The organism is Pseudomonas sp. P4_C3 (assembly GCF_056402075.1).
The window spans coordinates 17,576-32,645 of sequence record NZ_JBFUIC010000037.1; the positions used below are offsets into that span (position 1 = coordinate 17,576).

General features: G+C 61.2%; 12 protein-coding genes. 4 read left to right on the forward strand and 8 right to left on the reverse strand.

The genetic code is table 11. The features are described from left to right. Window positions 1-114 precede the first annotated feature (114 nt). Window positions 115-1,725 carry an alpha/beta fold hydrolase gene (locus tag AC1DVH_RS09655; protein ID WP_477753601.1) on the reverse strand — a complete coding sequence of 537 codons (1,611 nt, stop codon included), beginning with the start codon at window positions 1,723-1,725 and terminating at the stop codon, window positions 115-117. 237 nt (window positions 1,726-1,962) lie between these two features. After that, entirely contained in the window at window positions 1,963-2,571 is a 609-nt protein-coding gene (locus AC1DVH_RS09660) for a MiaE family protein (protein ID WP_477753602.1), read from the reverse strand. 162 nt (window positions 2,572-2,733) lie between these two features. Here AC1DVH_RS09660 and AC1DVH_RS09665 point away from each other — a divergent pair, with 162 nt between their 5' ends. After that, window positions 2,734-3,597, forward strand: coding sequence for a universal stress protein (locus AC1DVH_RS09665; protein ID WP_477753603.1), 864 nt, complete (start codon window positions 2,734-2,736; stop codon window positions 3,595-3,597). An 83-nt stretch (window positions 3,598-3,680) separates the two neighbouring features. On the opposite strand, the gene AC1DVH_RS09670 is transcribed toward AC1DVH_RS09665, so the two are convergent. Continuing rightward, complete coding sequence (locus AC1DVH_RS09670) at window positions 3,681-4,151, reverse strand: DUF1289 domain-containing protein (protein WP_477753604.1); 471 nt, start codon at window positions 4,149-4,151, stop codon at window positions 3,681-3,683. A gap of 457 nt (window positions 4,152-4,608) precedes the next feature. Between AC1DVH_RS09670 and acnB the strand changes: the two genes are divergently transcribed. Beyond that, a complete protein-coding gene (acnB, locus tag AC1DVH_RS09675; protein WP_477753612.1) occupies window positions 4,609-7,209 on the forward strand; it encodes a bifunctional aconitate hydratase 2/2-methylisocitrate dehydratase in 2,601 nt (866 codons plus the stop codon). A gap of 140 nt (window positions 7,210-7,349) precedes the next feature. Here acnB and AC1DVH_RS09680 read toward each other — a convergent pair whose 3' ends face one another. Genes AC1DVH_RS09680 through AC1DVH_RS09700 form a run of 5 tightly spaced genes read right to left on the reverse strand, consistent with a single transcriptional unit; the run spans window position 7,350 to window position 12,044 of the window. Then, window positions 7,350-8,390 carry an ABC transporter substrate-binding protein gene (locus tag AC1DVH_RS09680; protein ID WP_477753605.1) on the reverse strand — a complete coding sequence of 347 codons (1,041 nt, stop codon included), beginning with the start codon at window positions 8,388-8,390 and terminating at the stop codon, window positions 7,350-7,352. A gap of 35 nt (window positions 8,391-8,425) precedes the next feature. After that, complete coding sequence (argE, locus tag AC1DVH_RS09685) at window positions 8,426-9,595, reverse strand: acetylornithine deacetylase (protein ID WP_477753606.1); 1,170 nt, start codon at window positions 9,593-9,595, stop codon at window positions 8,426-8,428. Beyond that, entirely contained in the window at window positions 9,588-10,262 is a 675-nt protein-coding gene (locus AC1DVH_RS09690; protein ID WP_477753607.1) for a DUF1028 domain-containing protein, read from the reverse strand. Before AC1DVH_RS09690 ends, argE begins: the two co-directional genes overlap by 8 nt. Before the next feature lie 10 nt (window positions 10,263-10,272). Next, window positions 10,273-10,683, reverse strand: coding sequence for a RidA family protein (locus AC1DVH_RS09695; RefSeq protein WP_046042476.1), 411 nt, complete (start codon window positions 10,681-10,683; stop codon window positions 10,273-10,275). Then, a complete protein-coding gene (locus AC1DVH_RS09700; RefSeq protein ID WP_477753608.1) occupies window positions 10,683-12,044 on the reverse strand; it encodes a flavin-containing monooxygenase in 1,362 nt (453 codons plus the stop codon). The genes AC1DVH_RS09695 and AC1DVH_RS09700 overlap by 1 nt, the downstream gene beginning before the upstream one ends. Before the next feature lie 274 nt (window positions 12,045-12,318). On the opposite strand from AC1DVH_RS09700, the gene AC1DVH_RS09705 reads away from it, so the two are divergent. Together AC1DVH_RS09705 and AC1DVH_RS09710 are read left to right on the forward strand one after the other, a co-directional pair. Continuing rightward, entirely contained in the window at window positions 12,319-13,695 is a 1,377-nt protein-coding gene (locus AC1DVH_RS09705) for a pyridoxal-phosphate dependent enzyme (RefSeq protein ID WP_477753609.1), read from the forward strand. Beyond that, entirely contained in the window at window positions 13,692-14,870 is a 1,179-nt protein-coding gene (locus AC1DVH_RS09710) for a trans-sulfuration enzyme family protein (RefSeq protein ID WP_477753610.1), read from the forward strand. Before AC1DVH_RS09705 ends, AC1DVH_RS09710 begins: the two co-directional genes overlap by 4 nt. The last annotated feature ends 200 nt before the right edge of the window (window positions 14,871-15,070 follow it).

Genomic DNA, 15,070 nt, shown 5'->3' on the forward strand with positions numbered 1-15,070 from the left:
TTTCGTTCAAATAACCCTCAGAAGCACTTCGACTGCTGATCGAATTGATGCAAAGGGATCTCCTTGGCTGTCGGGCTTGCGGCAGCCACGAGATGAAGTGGGTGAATCGCGGCCTTAATCTGACGCGAAACAGGTCGAGAAACGTTCTGGTTTACGCCCATATGCCAGGTATTCGCCGACATTGCGATTCACGCATGCATTGTGGGCTGCGAAAGAAACGCCGTGCTGGTAGGCGTCCCTGACCAGCGTCATATGGGTGTTGGGCAAGCTGGCGAAAGCATTGAGGGCTCCCGCTCTCGGTGTTTGATCGTCGTACTGCGCCTGCACCATCACGATGCTGTGAACCTGCGCCAGCTTTGCCAGGGGCACACCGGCATATTGTTTCCCGCTCCAGCCAGCGCAGTGCCTCGTATAAAACAAGCTGCCGCCGACCGGATACTGGCTGGCGTACTGATTTTCTTTTTCGGTCCAGAATATGTCGTCCGAGGATGCCGTGTCGTTGCACAAGACGGTGCTGCGTACAGAGTCAGCCGGGGTCATTTTCAATGGACCGGGCACTAAGCCATTCCATGGGGCAGGCTGACGGACGACGGCCAGCAGCCTCGCAAACGCTTGCCTCGCGCCTTGATCAACCTCTGTGTCGGGGCTGAACCGATGGGTTTGCGCTCTCGCTAGCAGCACAGTGTCATCCAGGTCGGGCGAGTCATGTAGCCAGTCGCTGAGTGCCCGTGCAGCCATCAAGTGATGGGCAGAGCTGTAAAAATCGTTGTCAGAGCGCAGGGCCACTCGAACATGGGGCAACAGGCGCAGAAAAATCTCACGTATGGCCATCGGATCATTGCCCATCTGGTAAGTCTGCGGGTTGCTGGCGGCTAACTGTGCAACGAAGTCGGCAAAGATTCGCTCCTTCTCCGGCGCCACACTCAAACTGGCGTTCTGGAATGTTGATGTCCAGTCCACGTTCGAGTCCAGAACCATGCGACCGACGCGCTTCGGAAACAGGCCTGCGTACCAGGCGCCCAACCATGTGCCGTAAGAGTTGCCAAAATAGTTGAGCTTGTTTTCGTTGAGTAGAACGCGGACGAGCTCCATGTCTCGCGCCGTTTGATCGGTATTGATGAAAGGCGCCAACCGTTGGCTGGCACAACCCCGGGCCAGTACGCCAGCGTTATGTTCAATAGCCACGAGGTTGGCAGGGCTACGGTCTTCAGTAATGTCGTTTTGCGCGACAATCATTTCATCGGATTGGCATACCAGTTGTGAGTCGTCCGTACTGCCCTGTCCTCGTGGCGTGATGCCAATTACGTCATAAGCATCGGTCAGATGCCGATAAGGACCACCTTCGAGCCCATCACTGTAACCCTTCCATATTGAAGCCAGTAATACAGTGAACGTGCTGTTACCGCTCGAACCCGGCCCCCCGGGATTGGTAAATATAGCGCCCTCTCGCAGGTGTGGCTGCCTGGCTGCAACGCGAGTGATATCCAGACTGAGGGTGCCAACCCTCGGATTCAAGTGATCCAGTGGCACGGTGACGATGCCACACTGAGTCCTGGCGAATACTTCGGGATCCAGTACATCACCTGGAATTCCTTCACACGCCGGCAACCACTTGATGCCCGATTCAGGATGCGGTTTCGTCGCGCATCCGCCGATTGCCAATAAGCTGGCCACACAAACGCTGCGCCACATGGCCCGTTGCGTTTTCAGTTTGCAGATCACCATTTTCGACTTCCAGAGACTGTCCTTTGAGGCTCCGGATTGTTGCAACAGCGCGTGGGCCGGGATGTAGGAAGCGTACGGTTTTTCACTCGACATTTCCGACGCTAAAGCGAGTCGACGAGGCAGGTCTTCGAGCCAGGCAGCAAAAACCGGCCACTTGGGCCGGTTTTCGCTGCTGTTTCATACGCCTGAAACCGTGACAAAGCCAACCGATTGCCAGCGCGGCAGCGCTTGCGAGGATCACGCGGCCGTCGGGATACCACTATGAAAACGAAACTCCACGTCCGGCGATTCGATCAGTTCCTGCTCGGCGGTGCGGACCTTGTCGATCACCTGCGCAATGTCCTTGGCGTCGCCGTACTGACAAGCCAGTTTCAGGTAACCCTGGAAGTGCCGGGCCTCGCTCTTGAGCAGACCGAAATAGAACTTGCCCAGTTCTTCGTCCAGATGCGGCACCAGCGCTTCGAAACGCTCGCAACTGCGGGCCTCGATGAACGCCCCCACCACCAGGGTGTCCACCAGCTTCACCGGCTCGTGACTGCGTACCACTTTGCGCAGCCCCGACGCATAGCGCCCGGCGGACAGCTGGCGCAGTTCGATCTTGCGGCGTTTCATCAGGCGCATGACCTGTTCGTGGTGCACCAGCTCTTCCCGGGCCAGGCGCGACATCATGTTGATCAGATCGACGTGGGAGTGATACTTGGCGATCAGGCTCAACGCGGTGCTGGCCGCCTTGAATTCGCAGTTCTTGTGGTCGATCAGCAGGGTTTCCTGATCGGCCAGCGCGGCCTGGATCCAGCCGTCGGGGGTGCGGCAGCCAAGGAACTCGTGAATTTCGGGAAGGATCATGGGGCTCACGGACAAATAGGTTCAAACGAAGGGCGCCGATTATACCGGCCTGCCCGCAGACCACCAGTCTGCCAACCGTTGATATGCATCAAGTCGCCGAATCGCAGACAGCAACTATAGTTGTGCAACGCCGTGCTTTTTCATTTTCAGGAGATCGTGCTCATGCAAGCCGTACGCAGCATTCTGGTGGTCATCGACCCCGAACACTCCGAAAGCCTGGCGCTCAAACGGGCGAAGTTGATCGCCGGTGTCACCCAGGCGCAGTTGCATCTGCTGGTGTGCGACCCCAAGCATGATCACAGTGGCATGTTGGGTGTGCTCAAGGCCGCTTTACTGGAAGACGGTTACAACATCACCACTGAGCAGGCCTGGAACCAGAGCCTGCATCAAACCATCATCGATGTGCAGCAAGCCGAAGGCTGCGGCCTTGTGGTGAAGCAACACTTTCCCGACAGCGCGCTGAAAAAGGCCCTGCTGACACCCGAGGACTGGAAATTGCTGCGCCAATGCCCTTCCCCGGTACTGCTGGTGAAAACCGCTGGCTCATGGAAAGACAAAGTGATCCTGGCAGCCGTCGAYGTCGGCAACAGCGACCTCGAACACCGCCACCTGCACGACACCATCATTGATCATGGCTATGACATCGCAACCCTGGCCAAGGCTCACTTGCACGTGATCAGCGCCCACCCGTCGCCGATGCTGTCGTCGGCCGACCCGACGTTTCAACTCAGCGAAACCATCCAGGCGCGCTACCGCGAGCAATGCAAGTCGTTCCAGGCGGAATTCGACATCGACGATGAGCATCTGCACATCGAGGAAGGCCCGGCGGATGTGTTGATTCCGTTCATGGTGCACAAGCTGCAGGCGGCGGTGACGGTGATCGGTACCGTGGCCCGTAGCGGATTGTCCGGGACCTTGATCGGTAATACGGCGGAAGTGGTGCTCGATGCGGTGGAGAGCGATGTGCTGGTGCTCAAGCCGATGGAAGTGGCGGATCATCTTGAGGAGATTGCCGACAAGCATTGAGGACAGATCAAAAGATCGCAGCCTGCGGCAGCTCCTACAGGGAAACACGACCAATGTAGGAGCTGCCGCAGGCTGCGATCTTTTCAGCCGCTAAAGGCATCTTTCAGGAACCCCGGCGCAATGTAGCGCTGGTAATGGGCCTCGGAGAGCAGGAAAAATTCCCGATCAATGGCATCGCGCAATTCCGGCAGGTTCCACTCGCGAAACTCCGGCAGCAATACCATCCCGTAGGCTTCCAGGTTGTTGATCACCCGCGCCCCCCGGGCGATCAACTGGTAGGCCCAGCAATATTCCGACTGATGGGGCACGAAGCGGATCTTGCGTTGCTCCAGCTGCATCCGCAGCAGCGCCGGATCGAAAATTTCCACCTTGGCGGCCATCACCTGGGACAGCAACTGCTCAAGGCGCAGCCATACCGCGCGCTTTTCTTCCTCGTTGTAACCGTTCCAGTGGATCACTTCGTGGTGGAAACGCTTGCAGCCACGGCACACCAGGTCACCGTAAACAGTGGAGCAGAGGCCGACGCAGGGAGTCTTGATGGTCTGATTGGGCATAGATAGGCAAAACGCGAAAAAGCAGAACAGGCCGGCATGTTAGCCCTTTGTCCGATATTCATCACCCCTCAAAGTTAAAGGGTTAGGGTCAACGGACCTCTGTTGGGCGCCACCACCAAAGTCCAATAAACACTGACTTACCTTTAATTTTTTTTTGCCGTAGAATCAGCCTGCCTTTTTAGGCGCCAATGTCCGTTAGAAGCTGTTTTCAAAGCGTCACGAGCACAGTCGTTCCTTCAGAGCGGTGTTGGCGAGGGGTTTTTCCAGCGGGGAAAAGCCCAACGCCAACCCTCATCAGCTCCCGTTCTGCAGGCGTAAAACTTTGAAAGCAGCTTCTGTAAGGAATTGTCGGTAATTCTGGCTAAGTGGCTCACAACGCCATGCTGCGCATGAGTACGGCAATTTCGGGATGAGCGTCCCGGACACCCATTTGGGACCACTGATGAGGGTAATAACTGTGCTTGAAGCCTACCGCAAACATATCGAAGAGCGCGCAGCACTGGGTATCGTTCCCCAGCCGCTAAACGCCGAACAAACTGCAGGCCTGGTCGAGCTGCTGAAAAATCCCCCGGCTGGCGAAGAAGCGTTCCTCGTTGACCTGATCACCAATCGCGTTCCGCCAGGCGTGGACGAAGCTGCCTATGTCAAGGCCGGCTTCCTGTCCGCCATCGCCAAAGGCGAAGCCAAATCCCCCCTGATCGACAAGAAGCGCGCTGTTGAACTGCTCGGCACCATGCAGGGCGGCTACAACATCGTGACCCTGGTAAACCTGCTGGACGACGCCGAACTGGCGCCAGTAGCTGCCAAAGAACTCAAGCACACCCTGCTGATGTTCGACGCCTTCCACGACGTCGCTGAAAAAGCCAAGAACGGTAACGTTCACGCCCAAGGCGTGCTGCAATCCTGGGCTGACGGCGAGTGGTTCGTGAAGCGCCCGACCCTGGCCGACAAGATCAGCCTGCGCGTGTTCAAGGTCACCGGCGAAACCAACACCGACGACCTGTCCCCTGCGCCTGATGCCTGGTCCCGTCCAGACATCCCGCTGCACGCCCTGGCCATGCTGAAAATGGCTCGCGACGGCATCGTGCCTGACGCACAAGGCGCCACCGGCCCGATGAAGCAGATCGAAGAAATGCGCAACGCCGGCTTCCCGATCGCCTACGTCGGTGACGTGGTCGGTACCGGTTCTTCGCGTAAATCGGCCACCAACTCGGTGCTGTGGTTCTTCGGCGACGACGTTCCTTACGTGCCGAACAAGCGTGCAGGCGGCTTCTGCTTCGGCAGCAAGATCGCTCCGATCTTCTACAACACCATGGAAGATGCCGGCGCACTGCCAATCGAATTCGACGTTTCCAACATGCACATGGGCGACGTGATCGACCTGTACCCGCATGCTGGCAAAGTCTGCAAGCACGGCACCGACGAAGTCCTGACCACCTTCGAAATGAAGACCCCGGTCCTGTTGGACGAAGTGCGTGCTGGCGGCCGTATTCCGCTGATCATCGGCCGTGGCCTGACCGAAAAGGCTCGCACCGAGCTGGGTCTGCCACCTTCGACCCTGTTCAAGAAGCCTGAAGCACCGGCTGAAAGCACCAAGGGTTTCACCCTGGCGCAGAAAATGGTCGGCAAGGCTTGCGGCGTGACCGGCGTTCGTCCGGGCACCTACTGCGAACCGAAGATGACCACCGTGGGTTCCCAGGACACCACCGGTCCCATGACCCGTGACGAACTGAAAGACCTGGCGTGCCTGGGCTTCTCGACCGATCTGGTGATGCAGTCCTTCTGCCACACCGCGGCTTACCCCAAGCCGATCGACGTGACCACCCACCACACCCTGCCTGACTTCATCATGACCCGCGGCGGCGTTTCCCTGCGTCCGGGCGACGGCATCATCCACTCGTGGCTGAACCGCATGCTGCTGCCAGACACCGTCGGTACCGGTGGTGACTCCCACACCCGTTTCCCGATCGGCATCTCGTTCCCGGCCGGTTCCGGTCTGGTTGCGTTCGCCGCAGCTACCGGCGTCATGCCGCTGGACATGCCAGAGTCGATCCTGGTTCGCTTCAAAGGCGAACTGCAGCCAGGCGTCACCCTGCGTGACCTGGTTCACGCCATTCCTTACTACGCGATCCAGGCTGGCCTGTTGACCGTAGAGAAGAAAGGCAAGAAGAACGCCTTCTCCGGTCGCATCCTGGAGATCGAAGGTCTGCCTAAACTGACCGTAGAGCAAGCGTTCGAACTGTCTGACGCCTCGGCTGAACGTTCGGCTGCCGGTTGCACCATCCAGCTGTCCAAAGAGTCGATTGCCGAATACCTGCAGTCCAACATCACCCTGCTGCGCTGGATGATCGGCGAAGGCTACGGCGATGCACGTACTCTGGAACGTCGCGCTCAAGCAATGGAAGCCTGGCTGGCCAACCCTGAGCTGCTGCAAGCGGACAAAGACGCTGAATACGCTGAAATCATCGAGATCGACCTGGCCGACATCAAGGAGCCTGTGCTCTGCGCGCCGAACGACCCGGACGACGCTCGCCTGCTCTCCAGCGTTGCTGGCGAGAAGATCGACGAAGTGTTCATCGGTTCCTGCATGACCAACATCGGCCACTTCCGCGCTGCCGGCAAGTTGCTGGAACAGGTCAAGGGTCAGCTGCCAACCCGTCTGTGGCTGTCGCCGCCGACCAAGATGGACGCTCACCAGCTGACCGAAGAAGGCTACTACGGCATCTACGGCAAGGCCGGCGCGCGCATGGAAATGCCAGGCTGCTCGCTGTGCATGGGTAACCAGGCACGTGTAGAGCCGAACTCGACCGTTGTGTCGACTTCGACCCGTAACTTCCCGAACCGTCTGGGTGACGGCGCGAACGTCTACCTGGCTTCGGCTGAGCTGGCGTCCGTGGCTTCCATCCTGGGTCGCCTGCCGACCGTCGAGGAGTACATGGAATACGCTGGCAAGATCGACAGCATGGCGGCCGATGTCTACCGCTACCTGTCCTTCGACCAGATCGCCGAGTTCCGTGAAGCTGCTGCGAACGCCAACATCCCGGTCGTTCAAGCCTAACGTTGCAACGCAATGAAAAACGCCGCCCATCGTGAGATGAGCGGCGTTTTTTTATGCCGATGAAAAGTCACTGGCTGTTCCGGCCTCATCGCGGGCAAGCCCGCTCCCACAGGGTTTTGGGTGTTCACACGGTTTCTGTATTACCGCGCAGCCCAGGCATTGAAGCGCTGTTCAAGCTCCTCGCCATGGTCGACCCAGAACTCCGCGTCCACGGCCCGCGCGCCGGCCAGGTTGGCCTCGGCGGTCGGCAGTTGCTCCTGCACGTCCTTGGGCAGCAATGACAGAGTCTGGCGATGCACCGGCCCGTACGGGATGGTTTCCGAGAAGACTTTTTGCGTCTGCGGCTGACTGGCAAATGCAATGAAGTTTTCCGCCAATGCCTTGTTCGGCGTGCCTTTGACCACCGCCCAGTATTCCGGGTCGTACAGGCTCTGCGGCCAGACGATGCTCAGTTTCATGCCTTCCTTCTGCGCCGAGGCGATCCGGCCGTTGTAGGCGGCGCTCATCACCACGTCGCCGGCCACCAGCCATTGCGCCGGTTGCGCGCCCGCCTCCCACCACTGGATGTTCGGCTTGATCTGGTCGAGCTTGGCAAAGGCCCGCGTCACGCCTTGCGGAGTATTCAAGACCTTGTACACGTCGTCCGCCTTGACGCCGTCGGCCAGCAAGGCGATTTCCAAGGTGTACTTGGCGCTCTTGCGCAGGCCGCGCTTGCCCGGGAAGTCGGCGACATTCCAGAAGTCCGCCCAGGATTGCGGCGCCTTGGCCTGCTTGCTCTGGTCGTAAGCCATGACCATCGACCAGACGTAAGTGGCAACCCCGCACTCGGTCAACGCACCGGGCACAAAGTTTGCCGAATCACCGAAGCGTCCCGCATCGAGCTTCTCGAACAGGCCCTCCTCGCAACCACGCAACAGCTCGGGGCTTTCGACTTCGACCACGTCCCAACTGGTGTGGCCGGCCGAGACCATGGCCTTGATCTTTGACAGTTCGCCGTTGTACTCACCGGCGATGATGTTGCCCGCGCCGCTGGCGTTGAAGGGCTTGAAGTAGGCTTTATCCTGAGCCTGTTTGGTAGCACCACCGAAGGAAATCACGGTGAGGTCCTGGGGGGCCGCCCACACACTGGCACTCAACACCGCCAGGGCAAACGGAACACTGCAACGCAAGGATCTGGACATGGATCGCTTCCTCGGGTCTTGTCGACCCATTGTTGTTATCGGTGTTCGGATTCACTCAAGTAAGCCGCCAGGCGATCCATCAGGCGGTCACAGGCCGCCATCTGTTCGACGCTGACAAATTCATCGGGCTTGTGCCCCTGGTCCATGCTGCCGGGACCGCAGACCACCGAAGGAATGCCGGCCTGATCGAACAGCCCGCCTTCGGTGCCAAAGGCCACGGTGCTGAACTCGTCGCTGCCGCATAGCCGGGCAATCAGCCGGGCCGCCGCGCTGTCGGCGGGTGTCGCCAGGCCGGGATAGGCCGAGATTTTTTCAAAGCGGATACCGGTATCGGTGTCCACGGCCTGCATGGCCGGCAGCAACGTCTGCTCGGCGTAGTCCTGCAGTTCATCGACGACCACTTGCGGGGCGAAGTCCGGCAAGGCGCGGATCTCGAAATCGAAACGGCAGTCCGCTGGAACGATGTTCAGCGCCGTACCGCCCTGGATCACTCCGACCTGCACGGTCGAGAACGCCGGATCGAAGCGTTTGTCGTGCAATGGCGGCCGGGCCAGGGTGGCGCCGATGTCGCCCAGCCGACCGATCAGGCGCGCGGCCTGCTCGATGGCATTGACCCCATAAGGTGCGTAGGCCGAATGACAGGCGGCGCCGCGCACGTGACAGCGCATCGCCAGTTTGCCCTTGTGGCCGAGCACCGGCTTGAGCTCGGTCGGCTCGCCGATCAAACACAACGCCGGTGCCGGGATGCGTTGGGGCAACACTTCCAGCAAGCCGCGCACGCCGAGGCAACCGACCTCTTCGTCATAGGAAAACGCCAAATGCACCGGGCGCCTCAAAGGGCTGGAGAGAAACATCGGCACGGCCGCCAGCACCGACGCCAGATAGCCTTTCATGTCCGCGGTGCCGCGCCCATACAGCTTGCCGTTCGCCTCGCTCAGGCTGAACGGTTCGACCGTCCAGGCCTGGCCGTCCACCGGCACCACGTCGGTGTGCCCGGACAGCACGATGCCGCCGGCCACACGCGGGCCGACCGTGGCCAACAGATTGGCCTTGGTCCGCTCGGCGTTGTAGATCAGTTCGCAATCCACGCCCAGGTCGCGCAGGTAGTCGCGCACGAACTCGATCAGCGCAAGGTTCGAATCGCGGCTGACCGTGGCGAACCCGATCAATCGCGCGAGCATGGCGCGGCTGCGCAACTCACTCATCGCCGGGCACTCCATACGCGGGGGCCAGGGTCGGATTGAGGGCGCGGGTCAGGTAGTCCTGCAATTGCGGCTCGTAGGCCGCCCACAGTTTGCCAAGCTCGCCGATCGGGTTTTGATCGGCCCAATCCACCCGCAGGTCAACAATCGGCCAGGTCAGGTCACCGACCACCGACAGCGCCGCCGAGTGCACCGTGCCGGCTTCACCACCGGCATCCTGCCCGGCCTGCAAGGCGTTCATCAGCCGGGTGGCGAGGCAGCCTTCGCTGTTTTCAAAGGCCGCGACCATCGCTTCGATCACCCCACTGTTGGCCAGCAGGTTGCCGGCCGCCACGCATTGCTCACCGGCCACAGCGTTGTTGATGCCCAGCGCATGGTTGCCGCTGAACACCGCCGTGCGCCCCTGGGCATCGACCACCGCCACCTGGCGGTATTGGCTGTAGCCGTTGCGGGTCAATGAGTGGTCCAGCGCCTGGGGCGGCGCCGAGCCGTTGGCCAGTTCATCGAGGATCTGCGGGCCGAGGGCCGGCAGCGTGATGTTCTGGCTCGACACCGCGCCGACACCGGCACGCAGCCACGGGCAGCGCGCGCCGACGGCAATGCTCGAAGAACTGATGGCAATGCCCAGCTGGCCGGTCTCGGCGCAGCGACCCACGATGGAAAAAGTCATGGCCAATTCCTTATTCAGGGATGACAGCGATCACATCGATTTCCATCAGCCACTGCGGCTGGCCGAGGGCGCTGACCACAAGGCCAGTGGAAATCGGAAACACGCCCTTGAGCCACTTGCCGACCTCCTGGTACACCGGCTCGCGATAGCGCGGGTCGATCAGGTAGGTGGTGGTCTTGACGATGTGGCTCATGTCGCTGCCCGCCTCCTCCAGCAGTTGCTTGACGTTGCGCATGGCCTGCTCGGCCTGGGCGCGCGGATCGCCGAGGCCCACCAGTTGACCGTTGAAATCGGTACCGACCTGGCCACGCACATACACGGTGTTGCCGGCGCGCACGGCCTGGCACAAATCGTTGTCCAGCGTCTGGTTCGGATAGGTGTCTTTGGTGTTGAACATGCGGATGCGGGTATGAGTAGGCATTAACGAACTCCCATGAGGCTGGCTTTCTGAAGTGGTGCACGGGCGGCGTCGGCTTGACGCTGGGTCGCATCCCGATAGTTGAGATAGGTGTGCTGTTTAACGATGTGATCGGCGATGTGCTTGGCGTCGTGCCAAACGCCCCAGATAAACGCGGAGCCGCGGCGGGACTGCCAAGGCAACCCGACGAAATACACCCCCGGCTCGGCCGACACGCCGCGCTGGTGCTGCGGTTTGCCGTTTTCCTTGAAGGCATCGACCTTCAGCCAGCTGTAATCGGTGGAGTAACCGGTGGCCCAGATGATCGTGGTGACGCCGGCCTTGAGCAGATCCAGTTCCAGGATTGGATGGGTCACGCAGTCCGGATCGGCCAGCATGGCCCGGGCTTCGGGTTCCAGCGGCAGGTCCAGGCCGTTGCGTTCGATATAGGCGTCGGCCTTGTCGAGCAGCGCCAGGTAGTTTTCATCGCCGCGCTGGATGTTGTCGGCGAGGTTGTCTTCGAAACCCACCACTGCGCCGTTGAACGCCTGGGTCAGGCCGACCAGCTTCATGCCCTGATGGGCCAGGCGGCGGAAGTCCACGGTGTGGCCGCCACGGGCGCCGCTCACGGCGATGGTCACATGCTCTTTACCGGGCTGCATGGCCTCGGCATCCCACTCGCCGAGCACCCCCAGCCACCAGCAGAAATCACGGTTGCGATAGGCACGGGGCGGACGATCGTGGGCGCCCACCGACAGGTAGACTTGCTTGCCGGAACGTTGCAGTTCATCGGCGATCTGCACCCCCGAGGAACCGGCGCCCACCACCAGCACCGCGCCTTCGGCCAGTTGCTGCGGGTTGTAGTATTGGGCGGAGTGAATCTGGGTGATGCCGGAGATTTCGGGAGCAATCGGCGGAATGGCCGGACGCTGGAACGGACCGGTGGCGACCACTACATGCCGGGCTTCGATCACGCCATCAGAGGTTTCAACAGTGAAGCCCGGACGGTCGGCGTTACGTTCAACTTTCTTCACGTCCACGCCGGTACGGATCGGCGCGTTGAACTTCTTGGCATAGGCTTCGAAGTACTCAGCCACCTGCTCTTTCCCGGCGAAGGCATCCGGGTCCAGACCGTCGAATTCCAGCCCCGGGAAACGGTCGTGCCAGGCCGGACCGTTGGCCACCAGCGAATCCCAGCGGCCGGTGCGCCAGGCTTCGGCGATACGATTGCGCTCCACAACGAGGTGAGGCACACCGAGCTTGCTCAGGTGTTCACTCATGGCCACGCCGGCCTGGCCGGCGCCAACTACAAGCGTATCAATTTCGGTCTTGTCAACTGTCATGGCTGTGCACTTCTGAAAGGTGGTTTGATTCAGGTCGGTCATGGCTGCCGCCTCGATTCTGATCACTGTTGTTCTTCTGCTGCGGCTATCGGTGTCAGGGTGTTGGCCGCATTCTGTTCGGAGCCGGGAAATAGCGAAATTATGTTTTTTGTGGTCGCTGGAGAGGAAAAAGCGTCGAGGCGACCGGTTGGCTGTGCAAGGTTGCGGTCGACCCGATCCCGGCCTATGGTCCAAGCGATGCATTGCCCGCGACCGACGCGAAGACCCGGCGCGGATTGCTGTCCATCCAGTGCGGATTTACGCAAGGAGTGATGACATGCCCGACAATTCCCGTCCTGCCGTGCTCGAACTGATTGGCAATACCCCGCTGGTGCGCGTCAGCCGTTTCGATACCGGCCCATGCACACTGTTTCTCAAACTCGAATCCCAGAACCCCGGCGGTTCGATCAAGGACCGCATCGGTCTGGCGATGATCGATGTCGCCGAACGCGATGGTCGCCTGCGCCCCGGCGGCACCATTGTCGAAGCCACCGCCGGCAACACCGGGCTGGGCCTGGCCCTGGTCGGCCGCGCCAAGGGTTACCGGGTGGTGCTGGTGGTGCCGGACAAGATGTCCACCGAGAAGGTCCTGCACCTCAAGGCCATGGGCGCCGAGGTGCACATCACCCGTTCCGATGTCGGCAAGGGCCATCCCGAGTATTACCAGGACGTCGCCGCACGGCTGGCGGCGGACATTCCCGATGCGTTCTTCGCCGACCAGTTCAACAACCCGGCCAACCCGCTAGCCCACGAATGCAGCACCGCGCCGGAGATCTGGGCGCAGACCCAGCACGATGTGGACGCCATCGTCGTCGGTGTCGGTTCGGCCGGCACCCTCACCGGCCTGACCCGCTTCTTCAAACGGGTGCAGCCGGACCTGGAAATGGTCCTGGCCGACCCGGTCGGCTCGGTGATGGCCGAATACAGCCGCAATGGCACCCTCCCCACCCCCGGTTCCTGGGCGGTGGAAGGCATCGGCGAAGACTTCATTCCGTCGATTGCCGACCTGTCCAGCGTGCGCCACGCCTATTCGATCAGCGACGAAGAAAGCTTCGACCACGCCCGCCAGTTGCTGCGCGCCGAAGGCATTCTTGGCGGCTCGTCGACCGGCACCTTGCTGGCGGCGGCGTTGCGTTACTGCCGCGAACAGACCCAGCCGAAACGGGTGGTGAGCTTCGTCTGCGACACCGGTACGCGTTACCTGTCGAAGGTCTACAACGACCAGTGGATGAACGATCAGGGCCTGCTGCAACGCAAGCACTACGGCGACCTGCGCGACCTGATCGCGCGGCGTTTCGAAGATGGCCGGGTGATCAGCGTCGGCCCGGATGACACGCTACTGACGGCTTTTCAACGCATGCGCCTGGCGGATGTCTCGCAACTGCCGGTGTTGGTGAAGGGGCAGCAACTGGTCGGCGTGATCGACGAGTCCGACATCCTGCTGGGCGTGCATGAAGACGTTGCGCACTTTCGCAAGACCGTATCCAGCGCCATGACCGACAAACTGCAAACCCTGTCCCCCGATGCCTCACTGGCGGATCTGGAGGCAGAACTGGGCCGTGGGCTGGTGGCGATCATCCAGGATGCCTCGGGCTTCCACGGCCTGATTACCCGAACCGACATGCTCAATCACCTGCGGAGATCCCTGCCATGAGTCAACAGGATAAAAACGCCCCGCCACAGGGCTTCGCCACCCGGGTGATCCACGCCGGGCAAGTGCCGGACCCATCCACCGGGGCGTTGATGCCGCCGATCTACGCCAACTCCACCTACCTGCAACAGAGCCCCGGGGTGCACAAGGGCCTGGACTACGGGCGTTCGCACAACCCGACGCGCTGGGCGCTGGAGCGCTGCGTGGCGGACCTCGAAGGCGGCACCCGGGGCTTTGCCTTCGCCTCGGGGCTGGCGACCATTTCCACGGTGCTCGAACTGCTCGACGCCGGCTCGCACATCGTCTCGGGTAACGATCTGTACGGCGGCACCTTCCGCCTGTTCGACAAGGTGCGCCAGCGCAGCGCCGGGCACCGTTTCAGCTTCGTCGACCTGACCGACCTGGCGGCGTTCGAGGCCTCCCTGCAAGACGACACCCGGATGGTCATGGTCGAGACCCCGAGCAATCCGCTGCTGCGCCTCACGGACCTCGCCGCCATCGCCCGCACCTGCCGCGCACGCGGCATCATCTGCGTGGCCGACAACACCTTCGCCAGCCCGTGGATCCAGCGCCCGCTGGAACTGGGTTTCGACATCGTGCTGCACTCGACTACCAAATACCTCAACGGCCACTCCGACGTGATCGGCGGCATCGCCGTGGTCGGGCAGAACGCAGAACTGGCCGAGCGCCTGGGCTTCCTGCAAAACGCCGTCGGCGCCATCGCGGGGCCGTTCGATGCCTTCCTCACCCTGCGCGGCGTGAAGACCCTGGCCCTGCGCATGGAGCGGCATTGCAGCAACGCAATGGAGCTGGCGCAGTGGCTGGAGCGCCAACCGCAAGTGTCGCGGGTGTATTACCCCGGCCTGCCGTCGCACCCGCAACACGAACTGGCCCAACGGCAAATGCACGGTTTCGGCGGGATGATTGCCCTCGACCTCAACAGCGACCTGGCTGGCGCCAAACGCTTCCTTGAAAGCGTGCAGATCTTCGCCCTGGCCGAAAGCCTCGGCGGCGTGGAAAGCCTGATCGAACACCCGGCGATCATGACCCACGCCACCATTCCACCCGATACCCGCGCAGAACTGGGGATCGGCGACGGGTTGGTGCGGTTGTCGGTGGGGGTTGAGGATGTGGAGGATTTGCGGGCTGATCTGGCGCAGGCGTTGGCGCGGATGTAAGTCACCTGAATTGTGGGACACCGCAAAACCTGTGGGAGCGGGCTTGCTCGCGAAAGCGGTATATCAGTCACATCGATGTTGGATGTGCCGCCGTCTTCGCGAGCAAGCCCGCTCCCACACTTGAATGTCTGTCATGCAAAAATTGGCTGTTCACCAGCGATCCCCTGTGGAAGCGAGCTTGCTCGCGATRGCGGAGTGTC

Coding starts and splice junctions, on each gene's coding strand:
- AC1DVH_RS09655 (WP_477753601.1), bottom strand. CDS start 1,725: ATGGTGATCTGCAAACTGAAAACGCAACGGGCCATGTGGCGCAGCGTT.
- AC1DVH_RS09660 (WP_477753602.1), bottom strand. CDS start 2,571: ATGATCCTTCCCGAAATTCACGAGTTCCTTGGCTGCCGCACCCCCGAC.
- AC1DVH_RS09670 (WP_477753604.1), bottom strand. CDS start 4,151: ATGCCCAATCAGACCATCAAGACTCCCTGCGTCGGCCTCTGCTCCACT.
- AC1DVH_RS09680 (WP_477753605.1), bottom strand. CDS start 8,390: ATGTCCAGATCCTTGCGTTGCAGTGTTCCGTTTGCCCTGGCGGTGTTG.
- argE (WP_477753606.1), bottom strand. CDS start 9,595: ATGAGTGAGTTGCGCAGCCGCGCCATGCTCGCGCGATTGATCGGGTTC.
- AC1DVH_RS09690 (WP_477753607.1), bottom strand. CDS start 10,262: ATGACTTTTTCCATCGTGGGTCGCTGCGCCGAGACCGGCCAGCTGGGC.
- AC1DVH_RS09695 (WP_046042476.1), bottom strand. CDS start 10,683: ATGCCTACTCATACCCGCATCCGCATGTTCAACACCAAAGACACCTAT.
- AC1DVH_RS09700 (WP_477753608.1), bottom strand. CDS start 12,044: ATGACCGACCTGAATCAAACCACCTTTCAGAAGTGCACAGCCATGACA.
- AC1DVH_RS09705 (WP_477753609.1), top strand. CDS start 12,319: ATGCCCGACAATTCCCGTCCTGCCGTGCTCGAACTGATTGGCAATACC.
- AC1DVH_RS09710 (WP_477753610.1), top strand. CDS start 13,692: ATGAGTCAACAGGATAAAAACGCCCCGCCACAGGGCTTCGCCACCCGG.